Origin of the sequence: Chitinophaga niabensis (assembly GCF_039545795.1) — a bacterium.
GTDB classification, from domain to species: Bacteria; Bacteroidota; Bacteroidia; order Chitinophagales; family Chitinophagaceae; genus Chitinophaga; species Chitinophaga niabensis_B.
In genome coordinates, this window is the sequence record NZ_CP154260.1 from 2456996 (window position 1) to 2478429 (window position 21434).

Genomic DNA, 21434 nt, shown 5'->3' on the forward strand with positions numbered 1-21434 from the left:
ATTGTCTTTACGCTTATCTTGTGATCTCCTCCGCCTTATACCCCACACCTTCAATCGCCTTTTGGATCTCTTCCTCACTAGCTTTCTCTAATTTCACCGTCAACACCTTATCAGGACTCAACAGATCCACTTCCCATTTACCTTCTCCAGCCAGCTCATTCAATACCGGTGATACAGCAGCAATACATCCTGAGCACTTAATATTCGTCTTAAATTGTACAGTTTCCATTTTAATATCTTTTATATACTGCAAAATTACACCCCGTCACCCGCGCCGTTATTACATAATTCCTGATTCCTTTTATACAATTAGGATTTCTAAAAACCACTTCCTACTTTTGATATGTACTACATAATGACCAAATGAAGGTATTAAGCGCAAACGGGATATATGGCAACTGGGCAACCCTGCTGTTGCCCCTGAACAACGATGACAGCATCAATTACGCCCAGCTGGAGCAGGAAATAGACACCCTGATCGCCTATAAAGTAGACGGGATCTACTCCAACGGCACCGCCGGAGAATTCTATAACCAAACAGAGGAGGAGTTCGATAAAGTAAACACCCTGCTGGCCGCAAAATGCAACGCCGCAGGCATGCCTTTCCAGGTAGGTTGCTCACATATGAGCCCTGAAATTTCCCGGGAAAGACTGAAACGCGCAAAGGCTCTGCAACCCTCTGCCATACAGATCATCCTGCCGGATTGGTTCATCCCCACCATGCCGGAGATCATCGATTATTTGAAAGTAATGGCGGAAGTGGCAGCACCCATTGGCCTGGTATTATATAATCCCCCGCATTCCAAAAAGAAATTACAGCCAAAGGATTTTAAAGAGATCCTGGATGCCGGTATCCCTTTGGTAGGCTGTAAAGTCCCCGGCGGCGATGAGCAATGGTATGAAGAGATGAAACAACTGCCGGTCCCTTTCTCCGTATTTATCCCCGGCCATCATTTAGCAACGGGTGTTTCCCGTGGTGCACATGGCGCTTATTCAAATGTGGCCTGCTTAAATCCACTGTTCGCACAGCAATGGTATAACAGCATCAAAAGGGGAGAACCTGCAGCATTTGAACTGGAAACACGGATCCAGCAGTTCATGAACGATTGCATTGTTCCCTATATAAGAGATAAAGGATACGCGAACCAGGCAGTAGATAAATTCATGGCCGCTGTTGGTGCCTGGACCCCCATCAGCACACGTTTACGCTGGCCTTACAGGTGGATCCCGGAAGAAGATGTGGAAACTATCAGACAGCAATGCCGGCAAATTATACCGGAAGTTTTTAACGTAACAAAATAAACACCGTGTACAGATACTTTTTAATAGCACTTGTTTTTATATCATTTGGCTGCAAAACCTCCCGCACCCTCACTTCAAATGCTCCACTGTTCGACAGTTCCCTTGTATTTGAACCCGGAGGCCCTTATGCCTCCATGCGTATCCCTGCATTAGTGATCACAAAAAAAGGAACATTGCTCGCCTTCTGCGAAGGCAGGATCGGCACTGCCAGTGATTGGGCAGACATGGATATGATCATGAAAAGAAGCACCGATGGCGGAAAAAACTGGCAACCAAACGTGATCATTGCCCCGAAGGTAAGCGGGCAGCCAACCAGCAATGCAACACCCATCGTGGATAAGGAGGGTACCATCCATTTATTGTACCAGCGCGATTATGCTAAGGCCTATTATACTTTCTCCAAAGACGATGGCCTGACATGGAGCGAAGCAACAGATATCACTTATGCCTTTGATGCTTTCAAACCGGAATACGACTGGAAAGTACTGGCTCCCGGCCCAGGTCACGCCATCCAGATGACCAATGGCCGTTTACTCGCAGCCATATGGTTGGCGAATCCGGTTAAAACCACACCCAGAAGAGCGCATGCACCATCCTGCATTGCCACCATCTATAGCGATGATCTTGGCAAAACCTGGAAACGCGGCGCCATCGTTGCAGATAATTCAGCAGCATTTAAAAATCCCAGCGAAACCATGCCTGTTCAGTTAAAGGACGGACGTGTAATGCTCAACATCCGGAACGTAACAGAGAAACGCCGCAGGGGTGTGAGCTACAGCCCTGATGGCATCAGTGGCTGGACCACACCTGTTTTTGATGAAGGTTTGTTTGAACCCATCTGTATGGCCACCATCACAAGGTTCGGTCCTGACCTGTTATTCATCAACCCGGATAGCGGAGATACCAGCAAAGGCAACCGCAGGAACCTTACCGTAAAAGTCAGTTTTGATGAAGGACAGACCTGGCCCCTAAAGAAAGTTCTCAACCCCGGTGCATCCGGTTATTCCGATGTAGCCGTAGGGCCTGACGGTACCGTGTATTGCCTGTATGAAACCAATGCCGGCACAGGTTTCAACTATAGCATGGTACTGAAAAGGTTCAACCGCGAATGGATCACTAAAAAAGACTAAGCTTTCTCCGCCTGGCAGCCAGCAGATTCGCTCTGCTGGCTGCTTATAACCAATTCCCCTTATCAGGAGCAAAAAATAATTTGGATTAATAAGAAATACTTCCCACTTTTGATATGTACTACATAAGTACTATTAACCAAATCAATCATTTCCAGTTATGAATAAAAAGCTACTCAGCTATCTCGCCGGGTATTCTCCCAGGCTCTTATGCCTCCTCTCCCTATCCATTTTCCTTCTTGGCGCAGATGCTAATGCCCAGGACAGAGTATTAAAAGTTTCTGGTAAAGTGACAACTGAATTGGATGGGCCGGTGATCGGGGCCAGTGTTAGGATTTCAGGTACCCGCCTTGGTACAGTAACTGACGCAGACGGAAAATACCTGATCAGTGTAGCCCCCACAGACTCACTTGAGTTCTCTTATGTGGGTTACAAAACAATCCGTTTTGCCGTACGCAACAGGGTAGACCTGAATGTAAAATTAGAAGCCACCGCAGGTGGCCTGAATGAAGTAAGCATTGTTGGTTACGGCCAGCAGAAAAAGATCAGTGTAATTGGTGCGCAGTCAACATTGGATGTAGACGATATCAAGTTACCGGTAAGAGACATCGCCAGTACATTGGGCGGAAGGATCTCCGGTATGATCACTACTTCCAGGGGTGGTGGCCCCGGTCAGGATAACTCCGGTTTCCTGGTTAGAGGGGTAGCTACTTTTGGTACCAGCACCCGCACACCCCTGATCATTATCGATGGGGTGCCGGACAGAGCTTTGAATGATGTAGACCCTGAAGATATTCAGACCTTCACTGTATTGAAAGATGCGGTATCCACAGCCGTATATGGTACACGTGGTGCAAACGGCGTTATCATCATCACCACCAAAAAAGGTGTTGCTGGTAAACCAGCCGTTAAATTTGAACTGAACCAGGGGATGACCCAGCTGGTACAGGTGCCGAAACTGGTAGATGCGCCCACCTGGATGACCTTGTATAACGAAGGTTTGACCAACAGGGGCAGGGCGCCGTTGTATACAGAAGAACGTATAGAAATGCACAGGAACGGTACCGATCCTGAATTATATCCTAACGTGAACTGGTATGATGAGATCTTCAGAAAAACAGGTGTAACGCAAAGGGCAAACGTAAACATCAGCGGTGGTTCAGACAGGGCTACTTATTACATCTCTGCAGGTTATTACAGGGAAACCGGTATGCTGCGGGATATTCCTGCAGACCAGGACAGCTACGATACTAAATCTTATTATAAACGTTACAACTTCACGGCTAACATTGGTGTGAATGTAACCGCCACTACCAAGGTAGACCTGGGTATGGCTGCTATCATCGATAGCAGGAATGGTGTTTGGGGCGGTGCAGATGTGAATGCACTCAATAACCTGTTCTTACAGGTGTTGCGTGTTCCTCCGCACATCATGCCAGGCAGATATCCTAACGGCGTGTATTCCCAATACCCTGGTGGTTTCAGCAGCCCCAGCAAGATTGCATTTGACCAGGGTGCTACCAACGATTATTCCGCTACCATCCGTCCGAACTTAAGGCTGAAACAAGACCTTGATTTCATCACAAAAGGATTGTCCTTCTCCGGTTTATTCTCTTTTGATATTTATACAGACGGAACAACGGCCACCACCCGTTCCGGGCCATCCGTATACGCAACAGGCCGTGATGCAGACGGAGAGCTGATCTACCAGCTTACCCGCGATGCCAACGGTGCACTCACTTACTATTCCGCCCGGAGTTCCACCAGGCGTATGTATTCAGAAGCATCCCTGAACTATGGCCGTACTTTCGGCAAACATGAGTTCGGTGGTCTGTTATTGTTTAACCAGTCTGAATACATCGATGGAAACGCCTCTACCTTTACTTCTGCTGTGCCATTCCGCAACCGCGGTCTTACCGGAAGGCTGACGTATGGTTATGATAACCGTTACTTCCTGGAAGGAAACTTTGGTTACACCGGTTCTGAGAACTTCAGCCCGGATAACAGGTTTGGTTTCTTCCCGTCTGCAGGTGTAGGTTATATTATTTCCAACGAGAAATTCTATGAGCCGTTAAAAGATATCATGCCTTACTTCAAACTGAGGTATAGCTATGGCTTAACAGGTAATGGCGGTTTCAGTACCCGTTTCCTCTACCTCACACAACTGGCAAAAACAACTGCAACCGGTTACCAGTTTGGTACACCTACCGCATTGTCTCCTGCCTACAGCGGATATGCTGAATCACAGATCGCTACAGACCCTTCATGGGAAACATCCTACCGCCACAACCTGGGTATAGAAATGAACTTCCTGAAAAATGATCTGAAGATCGTAACAGAATTGTTTAGGGAAATGCGTAAAGGCATCCTGAGAGCGGATCAGACCATCCCCGGTTTATCAGGTTTTGGAGGTGTGAACCCTACCCGCAACATTGGTATTGTGAAGAACGAAGGGATAGATATAACCATGACGTATAAGAAAACATTTTCTAAACAACGCTGGATAAACGTTACAGGAACTTTCACCTTTAACGACAACACCAACCTGCAGGACGGTCTTCCTCCGCAACGTTATCCATGGATGGAGTGGAAAGGTAAACAGGTAGATGCTAAAACACTGTACATCGCTGAAGGACTTTTTAAAGACCAGGCTGAGATCGACAGGTCAGCTAAACAAACAGGCGATATCCGCCCCGGCGATATTAAATACAAAGACCTGAACGAAGACGGTGTGATCGATGCGAACGACATTGCACGGATAGACGTGTCCGGTACTCCTAAAATGATGTATGGTGTGAACCTTCAGTTTGGCTGGAAAGGTTTTGACATCGGCGCCTTTGTACAAGGTACCGGAAAAACCTGGTTGAGCTATGGCATGGGAGATGGAACAACACCATTTTCTCAAGGGCCTATCAGCGCTGGTTTGATGAGTATGGCAACAGACAGGTGGACGGAAGCGAACCCTAACCCGAATGCATTTTATCCAAGGATGAATACCAACCAGGATCCTAACTCCAATTACCTGAACAGTACCTGGTGGCTGAAACCATCCGACTTCGTGAGGTTGAAAAGTGCAGAGATCGGTTATACTTTAAGTGCTACACTCACCAAACGCATCGGCATCAGTAACCTGCGCGTTTTCCTGAACGGAACCAACCTGCTCACATGGTCCAAATGGAAACACTGGGATCCTGAGCTGAACGATACCGGTACCAGTTCAACGAACTATACCCGTGGGGAATCTTATCCCAACACAAAGGCGTACAATTTTGGTGTAAGGGCTTCTTTTTAATATCATAAGAATACTATCATGAGATATCATATCACAAAATATACCGCATTACTCAGCATCACTTTATTACTGTCCACCGGATGTAAAAAAGGTTTCTTTGATGGTGCACCTAAAGACCTGCAGACCATTGAAATGGTATTCCAGAATAAACTGGAAGCAGAAAGCTGGCTTGCCGGCGTATACAACCGCCTGCCGGATGTTTGGGCAGACGGAACGGTTACCGGCAGGGGATTAGGCGAGCTCTGCGATGAGCTGGAACTCAATTCTCCTTCCATCATCGCTGCGGGAACCATCAATGGTCAGAGCAGTATCAACGTGTATACTTCCTATTACCAGGCTATCCGCCTGGCCAATATTTTCATGGCCAATATTGAGAACAGCAAAACCAATCTTTTGCTGGAACCCAATGGCGCTGAACTGATCCAGCAGTATAAAGGTGAGGCGCGTTTTCTTAGAGCTTACTATTACTGGATGCTGATCAGGTTCTACGGCCCTGTAGTATTGGTAGGAGATAAGATTGCCGGTGTGGATGACGACTTCCAGTTGCCCCGGAATACCTGGAGCGAATGTGTGGATTACATTCTCGCTGAAATGGATGCGGCTAAAGACATGGTGCCTGAGAAACACATTGTACCATCTTCCGGTGCAGATGATCTTACACAAACCGGCCGCATCACCAAACTGATCGTGGAAGCGGTGAAGAGCCAGGTGTTATTATATGATGCCAGCCCGCTCTTTAATGGTAATCCTGATTATGCAGGATTCAAAAATACAGATGGTAAAGAACTGATGAACCTCACAGCTGATCCTCAGAAATGGGCACGCGCTGCAACAGCAGCTAAAATAGCGATCGATCATGCTGTTACAAACGGCAGGAAATTATACGCAGTGACCAATGCAGATCCATTCCTGGCAGCAGTGAATTCTCATAGAGGTTTATTCTTAACAGGATGGGCGGATGAAGGTATCTGGTTAAGAACGGTTACCGGTTATGCTGTATGGGAAGAACATTGTGCACCACGTGCCGTAAATGGTACCAAAACCGTAGCCGTACTTTCTATGCCACAGGAAATGGTGGATATGTACAGAATGATCAACGGACGCCGTATTGACGAAGCCGGCAGCAATTACGTAGAAACAGGTTTTACCGCTACGGCAAAAGCCAACTTCTATGTAGCCGGTACTTCCAATATGTATGTGAACAGGGAACCCCGCTTCTATACCAACGTTACCTTCAACGGTTCTACTATTCCTTTTGTGCCTAAAACAGGCCTTACAAGAGTTGAATACTGGCCTGATGGTAATTCCGGCAACGGTAATGGTACACAAACCATGTATCCTAAAACTGGTTACCTGGTACGCAAAAATACCAATGCCAGCAGGAACCTTCAGTCCAATGCAGGTAACGTAGTTCGTCCTGCTATGTACATCCGCCTTGGCGAATTGTATCTCAACTATGCTGAAGCATTGAACGAATCTAATCCCACTAACCCGGATGTACTCACTTACCTGAACTTTATCCGTGTACGCGGAGGGATCCCTCCTGTAGCTGCAGGATTAGACCAGGCTACTATGCGTAAACTGATCCAGAGGGAACGTTGCATTGAACTGGCATACGAAGGGCACCGCTTCTTTGATGTGCGCAGATGGAAGATTGTAACGGAGCCGGAAGGCCGCCAGGGTGGTGAGTTCCATGGCATGAACGTATTCACCGGTACAGGCCTTGGCGATGTGGCATTCTATGCACGTACCAGAACCAGCACCCGGGTATGGAACACCAGGTATAACCTGCTGCCTTTACCACAGAGCGAAGTGAATAAGAACTTTAAAATGGTACAAACTTTTGGATATTAATATATGAGAGGAGCAAAGAGGATATTGAGCGCACTATGTTTACTGCCCGTTATGATGATGGCGCAGGAACAGAAAAAGTATAAAGTGCCGGTACTGAAAGGGAAAGAGATCAACCCTGTTATACGCATCCGTATTGATGCGGCAGGGGAGAACGAAACCCTTCAGCAGATGGAAGTCTCCATAAAAGGTGCAGCTATCCGGAACCTGAAGGTTTTCAACGCCGGAGCAGATTCCGCTTTCCTGAAAGGTGAAAAGCCGCTTTTTGCGGAAGCGAAAGCAGGAAGTAAAGTAAGCTTAAAAGGAAACCTGGCACTCCGCCAGGGAGCCAATTATCTCTGGGTAACGGTAACGCCTGATGTTAAAGCATTGTTGACAGATCGCTTAAACATCAATATTACAGCTGTTCAGTTAAATAACAGAACAGTAAAAGTACCCGCTGATAATTATACGAACAGATTAGGCATTGCATTAAGACAGCATAACCAGGATTCGGTACACACGTACCGGATCCCCGGGCTTGCTACAGCCAAAGACGGTAGTCTGCTGGCCGTCTACGATGTGCGCAGGGATAAAGGGGGTGATCTGCAGGGGAATATAGACATTGGTTTATCCCGCAGCCTGGATAAAGGCAAAACATGGCAGCCCATGCAGATTGTGCTGGACATGGGCACCTGGGGCAATCTGCCGCAAAAGTTCAATGGTGTTTCAGACCCCAATGTGCTGGTAGATAAAAATACCGGTAACATCTTTGTCGCCGGTTTATGGATGCACGGCGTGATCAACGAACAGGGGAAATGGGTGGAAGGATTAACCGCAGAAAGTAAAGACTGGAATCACCAGTGGAAAACCAAAGGTTCTCAGCCCGGCTTTGATGTGAAACAATCTTCCCAGTTCCTGATCACTAAAAGTACAGACAACGGAAAAACCTGGAATGAACCCGTAAACATCACCCGCATGTGCAAACAGGAAGACTGGTGGTTACTGGCTCCCGCGCCCGGGCAGGGCATTACCCTGAAAGACGGTACCCTTGTAATGCCCACACAGGGCAGGAATGCAACGGGCAAAGCTTTCTCCAATATTACCTACAGTAAAGATGGTGGTAACACCTGGAAAACAAGTAATCCCGCTACAAAAGAATCTACTACAGAAAATATGGCGGTAGAATTGTCTGACGGCAGCATCATGCTAAACATGCGTTCCGGTGCCAACAGCAGGGATACCACCAGTACAAATGGAAGGGTAGTGGCCACCACCGTTAACCTGGGGCAGGATTGGATTATACATCCCACTTCTCACAATGCATTACCGGAACCCACCTGCATGGCCAGCATCATCAGGCATGATTTTATACAAAATGGAAAGAAAAGGTCCGTACTGTTGTTTGCAAACCCGGATTCAAAAACAGCCCGTCAGCACATGACCATCAAAGTAAGTTACGATGATGGTAAAACATGGCCGGGCCATAAAAAGATCTTACTGGACGAAGGGAAGAGCAGAGGTTATTCCTGTCTGACCAGCATAGACAATAATACCATTGGTATTTTATACGAAAGCAGCCAGGCGGACCTGGTGTTCCAAACCATACAATTAGAAGAACTATTATGAACAAAATTACCGGATTAATAGCTGCAACCTTTGCAGCTTATCATGAAGATGGTGCAGTAAACCTGGAGATCATTCCTGCTATTGTTGAAAAAATGATCGCTGACGGTTTATCTGGCGTATTTATTTGCGGTACCAACGGAGAAGGCCCTAATCTCACGATCGAAGAAAGAATGGCCATTGCAGAGGCTTATGTAAAGGCAGCCAGCAAACGCATCCTGGTACTGGTGCATGTGGGCCACAGTTCTATTGCAGAATGCCGTAAGCTGGCAGCACATGCAGAAAAGATTGGCGCAGATGCTATTTCCTCTGTGGCCGCATTCTATTTCAAACCCGGTTCCGTAAGCAACCTGGTGAAAAGTATGGCACAGATCGCATCCGCAGCACCTAACACGCCGTTCTATTATTACAACATTCCTGCGCTGACGGGTGTGGCCATGGATATGATTGAATTCTTAAAGCAGGCGGAGAAACAGATCCCCACGCTTGCAGGGATCAAATACACATCCGCTACTTTACACGAATACCATGCTTGTGTAAATTATAAAAATGGTAAGTTCGATATCTTATTCGGTTACGATGAAATGTTGTTGCCTGCACTGGCAGTAGGTGCCAAAGGAGCTATCGGCAGTACCTACACTTTTGCGGCGCCATTGTACCTGAAGGTGATGAAGCTGTATGAAGAAGGCATGAGTGAAGCAGCTGCAGCTACACAATTGGTTGCCGTGAACATGGTACGTTGCCTGGTGAAATATCCGCCCATCCCTGCACAAAGGGCTATTATGAAAATGGAAGGATTTGAATTAGGTACCTGCCGTTTACCACTGGAACCATTGAACGAAAAGGAAACAGCAGATTTTAAAGCATCGCTGGAAGAAATAGACTTTTTCAATATCGTGAAAGAGAGTCGTCAGCTTATAGATTGATCATGGCTATTGAAACGTTAGAAGAGAATTATCTGATCTGGCAGGATAGCCTGCCTTCCATTCCTGATCCCATTGGTTTTGCCGGTTCTTTTGCCGGTGTTTCCAATGGTACTTTGCTGGTGGCAGGCGGTGCTAACTTCCCTGATGGCGGCACGCCCTGGACAGGTTCTAAAAAAGTTTGGCACCAGCAGATCTTTGCGCTGGAAAAACCGGGCGGCGAATGGAAAGCAGCAGGTATACTACCGTATGCATTGGGCTACGGCGCTACGGTTAGCTGGAAGGATGCATGCATCCTCATCGGCGGCAGCAATGAACAGGGGCATCATGCGGAAGTATGGATGCTGAAATATATAGATGGAAGGATAGCCTGCACGGCCTTACCTTCACTGCCAAAACCCATCGCTAACACCTCGGGTGTGCTGATAGGCGATGTGATCTATGTGGCAGGAGGTACGGAAACACCGGATGCTTTGCAGACGGAAAAGAACTGCTGGGCGCTGGACCTTGCGGCGGAAGATAAAACATGGAAGGTATTACCACCGTGGCCAGGCCCTTCCCGTATGCTCGCGGTAACGGGTACACTGAATGGAAATTTATATCTTTTCAGTGGTGCCGAACTGGAGAATGGCGTACGCAATTACCTGAGGGATGCGTATGAATATTCCCCGGAACATGGTTGGAAGAAACTGGCTAACCTTCCGAATGCAACAGTAGCAGCACCTTCACCGGCATTTGGCCTGATGATCTTTGGCGGAGATACCGGAGCAGCAGCACAAAGAGATCAACATCCTGGCTTTTCCAGGCAGATATTGAATTATCATACACATACAGATACCTGGTCAGTAAGAGGGGAGTTACCGGCAGCACCGCCTGTAACAACCACATTGACGGTTTGGAACGGTAATGTAGTGATTCCGGGAGGTGAAGTAAAACCCGCCATCCGCACCACTAAAGTATTGACAGGTATTGTTAAACAGCATTGATACATGAAGCATTCCACGCAAAACACTTCCTTTTACTCCTGGACCATTGTAGCCATGCTCTGGATAGTGGCTTTTTTGAACTACCTGGACCGGATACTGATCACTTCCATGCGCGATCCCATTGTGGCCGATTTTGGCCTCACGGATGCGCAATTCGGATTACTGACCTCTGTATTCCTCTGGTCCTATGGTATCCTCAGTCCCTTTGGCGGTTTCTTTGCAGACAGGTACAGCAGGAAAAAAGTGATTGTGTTCAGCGTGATGGTATGGTCTGCCGTAACCTTATGGACAGGCTTTACCCATTCTTTCTATGAAATGCTGACCGCCCGTTTCCTGATGGGCGTGAGTGAAGCTTGTTATATTCCGGCAGCACTGGCTTTGATCACTGATTATCATAAAGGCCGTACACGTTCACTGGCAACAGGTTTGCACATGAGCGGCCTTTATGCAGGGTTGGCATTAGGCGGCCTGGGTGGTTACATTGCTGAGCTCTGGGGATGGCGTTCCGGCTTTCACGTATTCGGGATTGTAGGGATTGTGTATTCCATTATACTGCTGTATGTATTGAAAGATTATAAAGCCACTCCGGAAGAAGAGAAAGAAACCGTTGCAACAGAAAGCATCAGTCTTACCGGTGCATTGAAAGAATTATTCAGCAAAGCTTCCTTCTTTATACTCCTGGTATATTTTGCTGTACTGGGCATTGTGAACTGGCTGGTATATGGCTGGTTACCTACCTTCCTCAAAGATCATTTCCATCTTAACCTGGGAGAAGCAGGTATTTCCGCTACCGGTTACATACAGATCGGTTCCTTTATTGGTGTTGTATTAGGCGGTATCCTGGCAGACAGGTGGACGCGTAAGAACAACCGGGGCCGTTTATACGTACTGATCATTGGTTTTACCCTGGGCGCACCGTTCTTATTCCTGATGGCCTCTACTACTGTATTCAGCATTGCCATCATTGCCATGTTGTTCTTTGGTTTGGCAAGAGGTTTCAACGATGCGAACATGATGCCCATATTAAGACAGGTGGCAGATGGAAGATACATTGCCACAGGGTATGGTTTCCTGAATTTTTTAAGCACCATCATAGGTGGTTTGATGGTATATGTGGGTGGCGCGCTAAAAGATGCGCAGATAGACCTTTCTATCATATACCAGGTATCCGCTGTTGCCATGTTACTGGCTACCTGGTTGTTATTTGCGGTGAAGTTGAAGAAGAACTAGTTAACCAGTTTTCTTAAACCCAAATATAAACCCGTTATGCAAAAAACAATGAACGCGGGCATAAGCGCATTATGCCTGGTGCTTTCTATTGCCTGTACAAAACAGCAAACCCTGTCAGAAAAGCCCAACCCCGCTACTGAAGCGAATGCCGCTGCAGATGCCCAACTGCTGGCTGCCGCACAGGTACACACTTCCGCAAAGATCTTCGATGGCGGTGGTTCCGATGGTTATCATTCTTTCAGGATCCCTTCCCTGATCAGAACCACCAACGGCACACTCATCGCATTTGCCGAAGGCAGAATGAGCAGCAACAAAGATTATGGGAACATTAACCTGGTGTACAAAAGATCTACGGACAATGGTGCCACCTGGTCTGCACTGGGAGAAGTGGTAGGTGTAGGGCCTGGTACCTGGGGCAATCCAACTGCTGTAGTAGATCAATCCAACGGAAGAGTATGGTTGTTCATGTCATGGAACAGTGGTGATCATAATCAATCCGGTACGGATGGCTATGAGAAGATAGACAGTTGGGGCGAAAGGAAAGTGTATGTATCCTACAGTGACAACAACGGCGCCAGCTGGTCTCCGCAGCAGGACCTTACTTCCACACTGTTACCTTCCAATTATACCTGGGATGCCATGGGCCCCGGTGTTGGAGTACAAAAGAGCAAAACAGGCGCAACAGGCCGGCTCATTATTCCTGCTATCGGCCGGAATATCTACAGCGATGATCATGGAGTTACCTGGCATTATCAGCTCATTCCATCCGGCACCAGTGAAGGAACTATTATCGAAAAACTGAATGGCGGGCTGATCCGGAACGACAGGCCTGTTATGAGCCAGTGGGAGCTTTCCAAAAGAAGAAGGATCTCTGTTGGTTCCATCACCAGCTTCCCTGCATGGACCTCTGATCCGGATCTCTTAGATCCTGCCTGCCAGGCTTCTGTATTGCGGTATACAGATAGTCCTAACCGGATCATGTTCCTGAACTCCGCCAGTACGGAAACAAGAGGAAAAATGAGGGTAAGGATCACTTATGATGAAATGGGTACCTGGCCTGTCAGCAGAAGGATCTTTGATAACCTCACAGAGCAGCAAGCCATTGACCAGGGGAAAGGAGGTTATTCAAGTATGGCTAAAACAGCGGATTTTATGGTGGGTGCTTTGATAGAAGTGAATGAAAATACAGGAAGTTCTTCAACAAGTAACCGGTCTATTGAGTTTCACAAATTCAATCTGCCCTGGATATTGAATGGGGCAGTAGAACCTTAAAAAAAGAGGGCTATATGCCCTCTTTTCATTTAAAGTTTAGCCACTTTCAATCGTAGACTATTACTCACCACGCTCACAGAACTAAGTGCCATAGCAGCCCCTGCGATCATGGGGTTTAAGAGGAAGCCATTCACGGGGAATAATACACCGGCGGCCAGCGGAATACCAATAACGTTATAGATGAATGCCCAGAAGAGGTTCTGTTTGATGGTAGCTACCGTTTTACGGGAAAGCTTTAATGCCTTGGGAATACTGTTCAGGTCTGAAGTGATCAGCGTCATCTTGGCCACATCCATTGCAATATCAGAACCTTTGCCCATAGCAATACTTACATCTGCCTGAGCCAGTGCCTGTGAGTCATTGATGCCATCACCTACCATGGCTACCACTTTACCGGCCTGTTGTAATTCTTTTACGAATTCCGCTTTATGGGCAGGTAATACTTCAGCTTTGTAGTTTTTAATTCCTGTATTGCGTGCAACGGCAGCTGCAGTGTGCGCATTGTCTCCCGTGAGCATATATACTTCAATACCATCCAGCAGAAGGGCGGTAATAGCAGTTCTGGAAGTTTCTTTGATCTTATCTGCAATAGCAATAATAGCCAGCAGCTCCTGTTCATTGGCGAAATAGATCACCGTTTTAGCTTCTTCCTGTAACTCGCTGGCCTGTGAAAGCTGTATCTGGTTCAATTCAAAAGGTAACAGTTTTTTGTTGCCCACGAAGTAGGTTTTACCTTCGTAAGTACCTTTAATCCCTTGCCCGGTGATGCTTTCAAATCTTTCCAGTTTTACCGGTTTTACTTTTAAATAAGATACAACTGCTTCTGCCAGCGGATGTTCTGATTGTTGTTCCAGTGTGAAAAGAACAGATCTCAGATCTGTTGCTGTTGTATTCCAGATCATATCTGTTACTACAGGTTTACCTTCTGTAATGGTACCCGTTTTATCCAGGATGATGGCGTTCACTTTGTGGCCCAGTTCCAGGCTCTCAGCGTCTTTTATAAGGATGTTGTTTTCTGCACCTTTACCAACGCCTACCATAATAGCAGTAGGAGTAGCTAATCCAAGCGCACAGGGGCAGGCGATCACCAATACCGTTACAGCAGTCAGTAAACCATGTGTGAAAGCGTTTTCACCACCCAGCAGCATCCAGGTAATAAAAGTAAGGATGGCAATACCTATCACTATGGGTACAAAGATACCGGCGATCTTATCCACCAGCTTTTGTACCGGTGCTTTACTGCCCTGTGCTTCCTGTACCATTTTAATGATCTGCGCCAGCACGGTGTCAGCACCTACATTTTCTGCTTTGAACTGAAAACTGCCTTTCTGGTTAATGGTACCGGCAAATACCGTTTCACCCTGTTTTTTAAGCACAGGTACCGGTTCGCCGCTGATCATGCTTTCATCCACATAAGATTCACCGTTCACTACTTTACCATCCACGGGGATCTTTTCACCGGGTTTCACGAGCAGCACATCCTGCACCATTACATTGGAAATGGGGATCTCCTTTGTACCCCCGGAGGCATCTACCAGCAATACCGTTTTAGGCTGCAGGCCAATGAGTTTTTTAATGGCAGAAGAAGTATTGGATTTGGCTTTTTCTTCCAGCAGTTTACCTAAAGAGATGAATGCTATCACCACCGCAGCAGCTTCAAAGTACACATGCGGGTGTAAACCGCGCTGATGCCAGAATTCAGGGTATATAGTATTGAAGGCACTAAAGATCCAGGCGATACCGGTACTTAATGCCACGAGGGTATCCATGTTGGCTTTGCCATGTTTCAGTTGTTTCCAGGCATTCACAAAGAAGTTCCGGCCAAAGAAGAAAACCACCGGTGTGGCCAGGAGCATCATGATCCAGTTGCCATAAGGCATATCCATAAAGAACATACCAATGATCACAATGGGGAGGGACAGTATGGAAGACCAGATGGTGCGTTGTTTTACTTCATTATAATGGCGGCGTTGTGCTTCTTCCTTTACTTCATCCTGGTTATCCTTGTCTATCACCAGGTCGTAACCAATGGAACGTACTGTTTTCTGAAGGGTTTCCGGAGTAGCAGCCGTAGGGTCATATTGCACCCAGGCTGTTTGATTCGCGAAGTTCACACCCGCATCCTTAACACCCGGTGCGGACTTTAGCATGGATTCCACGCTTACTGCGCAGGCCGCGCAGGTCATTTCCAGTACCGGGAAAGTTTCTTTTGTGATAGCGGTTGACATATTATCTATTTTCCACAAAGTTCCGGCCTTTCGGGCTGGGAGTACTTATATAATTGGGGCATTCTTTTATAATATTTGGTGGATAAAATACCTTATCGTAATATTGCGATATAATGGGCGCAACTAAAACAGACCTCTTTACGAAACAACAGAACGATATTGCCAATATGGCGAAGGCCCTGGCACACCCGGCACGTATTGCCATCCTGCAATACCTGGTGAAAAAGAATGCCTGTGTATGCGGGGATATTGTAGAAGAGCTGGGGCTTGCCCAGGCGACTACTTCCCAGCATTTAAAAGAACTGAAGAATGCCGGGATCATACAGGGTGATATAGATGGAGTGAGCGTTTGTTACTGCATCAACCCAAAAGTCTGGAAACAATATCATGATATATTTCAATCCTTCTTTAAAGACGTTACGCTAAGCGGCAAATGCTGCTAACTATTTTTTTACCCAAATAAATCGCAATAATACGATGAAAGAGCTTGTTAAACAGAAATACACGGAGATCGCCTTACAGGATAAGGCAGAAAACCAGGCATCCTGCTGTGGTGCCGGCTCCTGTTCTACAGAGGTATATAACATCATGAGTGATGATTATGGTGCATTGAAGGGGTATAACCCTGATGCGGACCTTGGCCTTGGATGCGGATTGCCTACCGAGTTTGCACAGATCAAAAAGGGCGATACGGTCATAGACCTTGGCAGTGGTGCAGGGAATGATTGTTTTGTTGCCCGGCATGAAACCGGGGAAACGGGGAAAGTGATCGGTATCGACTTTACACCAGCTATGCTGGAAAAGGCAAGGAAGAATGCAGAAAAGCTGGGATTTAATAACGTGGAGTTCCGGGAGGGAGATATAGAAAACATCCCTGTATCAAACGATATAGCAGATGTGGTAGTGAGTAATTGTGTGTTGAACCTGGTACCGGATAAGGATGCTGTACTGAAGGATATCTACCGCGTTTTGAAACCCGGGGGGCATTTCAGTATTTCGGACATTGTGCTGGTTGGTGCGCTGCCGGAGAATATTCAGCAAGCCGCTGAAATGTATGCCGGATGTGTGTCTGGCGCTATTCAAAAGCAAACATACCTTGATCTGATCAAAACGAATGGCTTTTCTAAAATAACGCTCCAGAAAGAAAAAACCATTCACATCCCGGATGATATCCTTTCCGCTTATTTATCAGCAGAAGAGATAAAACAATTCAGGGAAAGTGGCACGGGTATTTACAGTGTTACCGTATATGCAGAGAAACCTGTTTGTGGATGCGGCCCTGATTGCTGCAGTTAAAACAGCATACATGAACCAACGTAAACGATTAAGTTTTTTAGACAGGTATCTCACGATCTGGATCTTTCTGGCCATGGCAGCGGGTGTTGGTATTGGGTACTTTATCCCGTCCAGCGGGAATTTTATCCAGGCTTTTTCATCCGGCACTACCAATATTCCTCTTGCTATAGGGCTCATCCTGATGATGTACCCGCCTTTGGCAAAAGTGAACTACGATAAGATAGGAGAGGTGTTCAGGAATACAAAGGTACTGGGCGTTTCACTGTTATTGAACTGGGTGATAGGCCCGGTACTGATGTTTGGCCTGTCGTTACTCTTCCTGCACGGTTACCCGGAATACATGACAGGCCTGATATTGATAGGATTGGCAAGATGTATTGCCATGGTGATCGTATGGAATGAACTGGCCGAAGGTAACCGGGAGTATGCAGCCGGCCTGGTAGCGCTGAATAGTATTTTCCAGGTGTTATTGTACAGTGTGTATGCATATGTTTTTATCACCGTACTGCCACCATTCTTTGGTATGAAAGGCTTGGCCATACAGGTGAGCATAGGGCAGATAGCGGAAAGCGTGGCCATCTACCTGGGGATTCCTTTTGCTGCGGGTGTTGTGAGTCGTTATACACTCACCAGGTGGAAAGGAGAGCAATGGTTCCGGGAACGTTATCTTCCTGCTATCTCACCCATTACGCTCATTGCACTGCTCTTCACCATCATATTGATGTTTAGCCTGAAAGGAGCCCTGATCGTGCAGATCCCTATGGATGTGGTACGTATTGCCCTTCCGCTGGCAGTTTACTTTGTATGCATGTTTGTGATCAGTTTTATACTGGGTAAACTCATGGGGGCTGATTATTCGCAAAATGCGGCAATTGCATTCACCGCGGCAGGGAACAATTTTGAACTGGCTATTGCAGTAGCCATTGGCGTATTCGGCATCAATTCCGGGCAGGCTTTTGCAGGTGTTATCGGCCCGCTGGTAGAAGTGCCTGCATTGATCGCATTAGTGAACGTAGCTTTTTGGATCCGTAAAAAATGGTATCATCATTAAAAGATAAATATTTATGCAGAAAGTATTAGTGCTTTGCACCGGTAACAGTTGCCGGAGCCAGATAGCAGAAGGTTATCTCCGGCATTTTGCGGGCAGCCTCGCTGAAATTTACAGCGCCGGTGTGGAAACACATGGTGTGAATCCGAAAGCTATTGCTACTATGGCGGAAGATGGAATAGACATTTCCGGGCATACCTCTAACAACATTAGTGAATACATTGGAATTGATTTTGACTATGTGATCACCGTATGTGATAACGCGAAAGAACGATGCCCTGTTTTTCCTTCCAAAGCGATAAAGTTCCACCACAATTTTCCTGATCCGGCAAAGTCCACAGACATGGAAGAATTCAGAAGGGTAAGAGAACTAATTAAAGAATATTGTGAGAAATTCGTGGAAGAGAACCTGAAAACACATGGAACCATATGATGTAATTGTGATAGGAGGCGGGCAAAGTGCTTTAGCAACAGGCTATTATTTACGGCGTACAACACTCAGGTATGTAATACTTGACAGGGAGGAAGCCCCGGGCGGTGCATGGCAGCATGCCTGGGATTCCCTGACCCTTTTTTCTCCTGCATTATGGTGTTCATTGCCAGGTGTGATCATGCCCGGCGGAAAAGAGCATTACCCGGGTAAACAGGAGGCGGTGGATTATCTGACTGCATACGAGGAAAGATATCAATTACCCGTGATCAGGCCCGTAGAAGTAAAGCGTGTAAACAAAGAGAATGGCTTGTTTGTGGTGCATACAAACAGAGACACTTACTATGCGAAAGCAGTGGTGAGTGCTACAGGGAGCTATCATTCACCTGTAATACCGGACATCCCCAATAAAGGATCGTTTAAAGGAAGGATACTTCACTCTGCGGAATACCGTGCGCCTTTTAGAGGCAAAAGGGTAGCAGTGGTAGGCGAAGGAAATTCCGGGGCGCAGATCCTTGCCGAACTGTCTAAAGTAACAGATACATTATGGATCACGCGTAACAGCCCGGAATTCCTGCCGGACCATATAGATGGTAAATACCTCTTTGATGCCGCTACACAGTTATATGAAGCGAAACAAAGGGGAGAAGAGCTGCAACCTCCGTCACTCGGGCATATTGTGATGGTACCTGCTGTAAAGGAAGCCAGGGATCGTAAGGTATACCAGGCATGGCTGCCTCCGTTCGATACTTTCACCCCGGATGGCATTGCCTGGAATGACGGGCGAAAAGAACAGGTGGATGTTGTGATCTTTTGCACCGGCTTCAAACCATCGCTTTCACATCTCGCACCAATTTTTAACGGGCATAAAATTACCACCAAAGGTACCCGCGCACTTGAAGCAGATGGCCTTTGGCTGGTAGGTTATGGCTCCTGGACGGGTTTTGCTTCTGCTACCATTATTGGTGTGGGCAGAACGGCGAAACGGACGGTGGAAGAGATAATTGGTTATCTTTAAGCCTGGTGTTATATCATGAAAATAAATGAAAGATTCACCTGGGCAGTTGATGTGCTCGATATAAAGCCATCCGGTCATTTATTAGAGATCGGCTGTGGTGCGGGTATTTTAGTGGAGCAGATAGGAGGCAGGCTGACAAAAGGTACAATCACTGCGGTAGATAGCTCCGCTGCCATGATAAAGATAGCAACCAGGAAAAATATTGCTAACGCGCGTTTTATTACCAGTGATTTTGCCAGTGTGGAACTTCCTGATAAGACCTACGATAAAGTACTGGCTTTTAATGTGAATTTCTTCTGGAAAGACCCTTCCGCAGAATTAGCCCTGATCAGGAAATGCCTCAAACGCAACGGGAAGTTATATGTGTTTTACCAGGCGCCTTATGATATTACGATAGCAGCAGCAAAACCCATAGAAGAAATGTTACGCAGCCATGGATATACCATTGTTGATACCCTTTTTAAGAAGATGACTCCGGCATCAGCTTTCTGTATTGTTGCTACATAAATTTGGCTTATGAACTTACACACCAAGCAAAGATTATAACCCAGGTTATACAATCCCTCTTCCTGCTGCCCTTAATTTTAAGGTATGAAAAACATACTCATCTTCGTTCTGCTGCTCGCAGGCCACCTTTATAAAGCGCTAGCCAGCATTGTAAGAGCTGTTTAACGGGAGTGAGCAACTGCTTCTTCCCGTTTTAAAATATCATCGATCGCAGTTTTATTAACACTTCCCACATATGCTACTTTCCCTGCCTTATCAACAATCACCACCATAGGGTAAGCATCAATGCCATATTGCTCCGCTACCTTTTTTCCATTGTACAGCATCTTGTAAGTGGCTTTGTTATTCTTCGCAAATAGCGCAATATCCGCAGGCGTATCATGTACGTTAATGGCAAAAACATTCGGATAGTTATTCAGGGCAGGCACAGCAGAAATGCAGTACCCGCAGTTCCTGATCCAGAATTCCAGTATCACTACTTGTCCTCTTAGTTTAAAAAGAGAAACACTATCCTGCAAGCCAGGCAGCGTAAAGTCCGGCGCCATGGTGTTCACGGCAATAGGGTGGAGTACTTTTTCTTCTTTTGGTTTGTACTCCTTTGTATAAGTGGAATAGTACCAGGATGTTTCCGGCGGGTAAGGCGCAGCTATTTCAATATTGGAGAAATCCGTTTGAACGAGATCATCGTTCACGTTATTGGTTTGTATGATCCGGCGGGGGAGAAGGGTTGTTTTATCGATAAATATCCTGTAGTTGATCACACGCTCAGCGGTAATGGCAGAAAAACCTTCCAGGTAATTGAATGCCCGTTTATTCATGGATAACAGTACTGTATAATATTCATCATCCTCCGTAAGTTCTTTGGTGATGGTTTCATCTGAAAGTACCGCCGGTATGATCCGTTTCAGGGTAGGGATGGAATTATAGAAATAGGAAATAGAACGGAAACTGTTGGCCGAAGGTTGCTGTCGCAAACGGATGGTCTTGTCTCTTTCGTTCAGATCAAATTGTTCCGTGCCATTAAATACATTGGTGTAACCTGCATCGTTTATCTGGTACCTGAAACCCAGCAGGGTATCCTTACTGGAAAAATCAATAAAGATACTGGCAGATGTGCTGGCTTTATAATTTTCGGAAGGATAGGAGATCTCCCGGTTGTACTGGTAACGCAGGGTCTTAATGGTATTTAGCTTATCTGCCATGCGCTTTAGAACATCATCCGCCTTCAGATCGGACGATGTTCTAAAGCCGCATACGGCACAGATAAGGATCATAAAAATGATACTTCTCATATGATTACGGGATATTCGTAAATCTAC

Annotated in this window: 18 protein-coding genes; 15 read left to right on the forward strand and 3 right to left on the reverse strand. The window is 46.5% G+C overall.

The annotated features are described in order from the left end of the window. Positions 1-13 precede the first annotated feature (13 nt). Positions 14-229, reverse strand: coding sequence for a heavy-metal-associated domain-containing protein (locus tag AAHN97_RS09655; RefSeq protein WP_343307385.1), 216 nt, complete (start codon positions 227-229; stop codon positions 14-16). Between the two features lie 134 nt (positions 230-363). Here AAHN97_RS09655 and AAHN97_RS09660 point away from each other — a divergent pair, with 134 nt between their 5' ends. The 9 genes from AAHN97_RS09660 (at position 364) to AAHN97_RS09700 (ending at position 13588) form a co-directional block, all read left to right on the forward strand. Further along, entirely contained in the window at positions 364-1302 is a 939-nt protein-coding gene (locus AAHN97_RS09660; RefSeq protein ID WP_343307386.1) for a dihydrodipicolinate synthase family protein, read from the forward strand. Positions 1303-1307: 5 nt separating this feature from the next. Next, entirely contained in the window at positions 1308-2432 is a 1125-nt protein-coding gene (locus tag AAHN97_RS09665; protein ID WP_343307387.1) for a sialidase family protein, read from the forward strand. A gap of 157 nt (positions 2433-2589) precedes the next feature. After that, complete coding sequence (locus tag AAHN97_RS09670) at positions 2590-5721, forward strand: SusC/RagA family TonB-linked outer membrane protein (protein WP_343307388.1); 3132 nt, start codon at positions 2590-2592, stop codon at positions 5719-5721. A gap of 18 nt (positions 5722-5739) precedes the next feature. Then, the gene (locus AAHN97_RS09675) at positions 5740-7575 is read left to right on the forward strand and encodes a RagB/SusD family nutrient uptake outer membrane protein (RefSeq protein ID WP_343307389.1); all 1836 of its coding nucleotides are present in this window, start codon (positions 5740-5742) and stop codon (positions 7573-7575) included. Between the two features lie 3 nt (positions 7576-7578). After that, positions 7579-9180 carry a sialidase family protein gene (locus AAHN97_RS09680; protein ID WP_343307390.1) on the forward strand — a complete coding sequence of 534 codons (1602 nt, stop codon included), beginning with the start codon at positions 7579-7581 and terminating at the stop codon, positions 9178-9180. Next, the gene (locus tag AAHN97_RS09685) at positions 9177-10103 is read left to right on the forward strand and encodes a dihydrodipicolinate synthase family protein (protein WP_343307391.1); all 927 of its coding nucleotides are present in this window, start codon (positions 9177-9179) and stop codon (positions 10101-10103) included. Before AAHN97_RS09680 ends, AAHN97_RS09685 begins: the two co-directional genes overlap by 4 nt. Before the next feature lie 2 nt (positions 10104-10105). Beyond that, positions 10106-11086: a kelch repeat-containing protein gene (locus AAHN97_RS09690; RefSeq protein WP_343307392.1), complete on the forward strand. Its 981-nt coding sequence runs from the start codon at positions 10106-10108 to the stop codon at positions 11084-11086. 3 nt (positions 11087-11089) lie between these two features. Continuing rightward, positions 11090-12316 (forward strand): MFS transporter, encoded by a 1227-nt coding sequence (locus AAHN97_RS09695; protein ID WP_343307393.1) that lies wholly within the window; start codon positions 11090-11092, stop codon positions 12314-12316. A 36-nt stretch (positions 12317-12352) separates the two neighbouring features. Beyond that, positions 12353-13588, forward strand: a complete 1236-nt coding sequence (locus AAHN97_RS09700; RefSeq protein WP_343307394.1) for a sialidase family protein — start codon at positions 12353-12355, stop codon at positions 13586-13588. 29 nt (positions 13589-13617) lie between these two features. Here the strand turns inward: AAHN97_RS09700 and AAHN97_RS09705 are convergent, their stop codons facing one another. Continuing rightward, positions 13618-15816, reverse strand: a complete 2199-nt coding sequence (locus AAHN97_RS09705; protein WP_343307395.1) for a heavy metal translocating P-type ATPase — start codon at positions 15814-15816, stop codon at positions 13618-13620. Positions 15817-15929: 113 nt separating this feature from the next. Here AAHN97_RS09705 and AAHN97_RS09710 point away from each other — a divergent pair, with 113 nt between their 5' ends. From AAHN97_RS09710 to AAHN97_RS09735, 6 genes are read left to right on the forward strand one after another with little or no spacing between them, the layout of a single operon-like run. After that, complete coding sequence (locus tag AAHN97_RS09710) at positions 15930-16259, forward strand: ArsR/SmtB family transcription factor (RefSeq protein WP_343307396.1); 330 nt, start codon at positions 15930-15932, stop codon at positions 16257-16259. A gap of 34 nt (positions 16260-16293) precedes the next feature. After that, a complete protein-coding gene (locus AAHN97_RS09715) occupies positions 16294-17112 on the forward strand; it encodes an arsenite methyltransferase (protein ID WP_343307397.1) in 819 nt (272 codons plus the stop codon). Between the two features lie 10 nt (positions 17113-17122). Beyond that, positions 17123-18163, forward strand: a complete 1041-nt coding sequence (arsB, locus tag AAHN97_RS09720) for an ACR3 family arsenite efflux transporter (protein WP_343307398.1) — start codon at positions 17123-17125, stop codon at positions 18161-18163. Between the two features lie 13 nt (positions 18164-18176). After that, entirely contained in the window at positions 18177-18593 is a 417-nt protein-coding gene (locus AAHN97_RS09725; RefSeq protein ID WP_343307399.1) for an arsenate reductase ArsC, read from the forward strand. Further along, entirely contained in the window at positions 18580-19608 is a 1029-nt protein-coding gene (locus AAHN97_RS09730) for an ArsO family NAD(P)H-dependent flavin-containing monooxygenase (RefSeq protein WP_343307400.1), read from the forward strand. The genes AAHN97_RS09725 and AAHN97_RS09730 overlap by 14 nt, the downstream gene beginning before the upstream one ends. Positions 19609-19623: 15 nt before the next feature. Beyond that, entirely contained in the window at positions 19624-20115 is a 492-nt protein-coding gene (locus AAHN97_RS09735) for a class I SAM-dependent methyltransferase (protein WP_343307401.1), read from the forward strand. Between the two features lie 161 nt (positions 20116-20276). Here AAHN97_RS09735 and AAHN97_RS09740 read toward each other — a convergent pair whose 3' ends face one another. Continuing rightward, on the reverse strand, positions 20277-21407 hold the full coding sequence (locus AAHN97_RS09740) for a TlpA disulfide reductase family protein (protein WP_343307402.1): 1131 nt from the start codon (positions 21405-21407) through the stop codon (positions 20277-20279). Positions 21408-21434 lie beyond the last annotated feature (27 nt).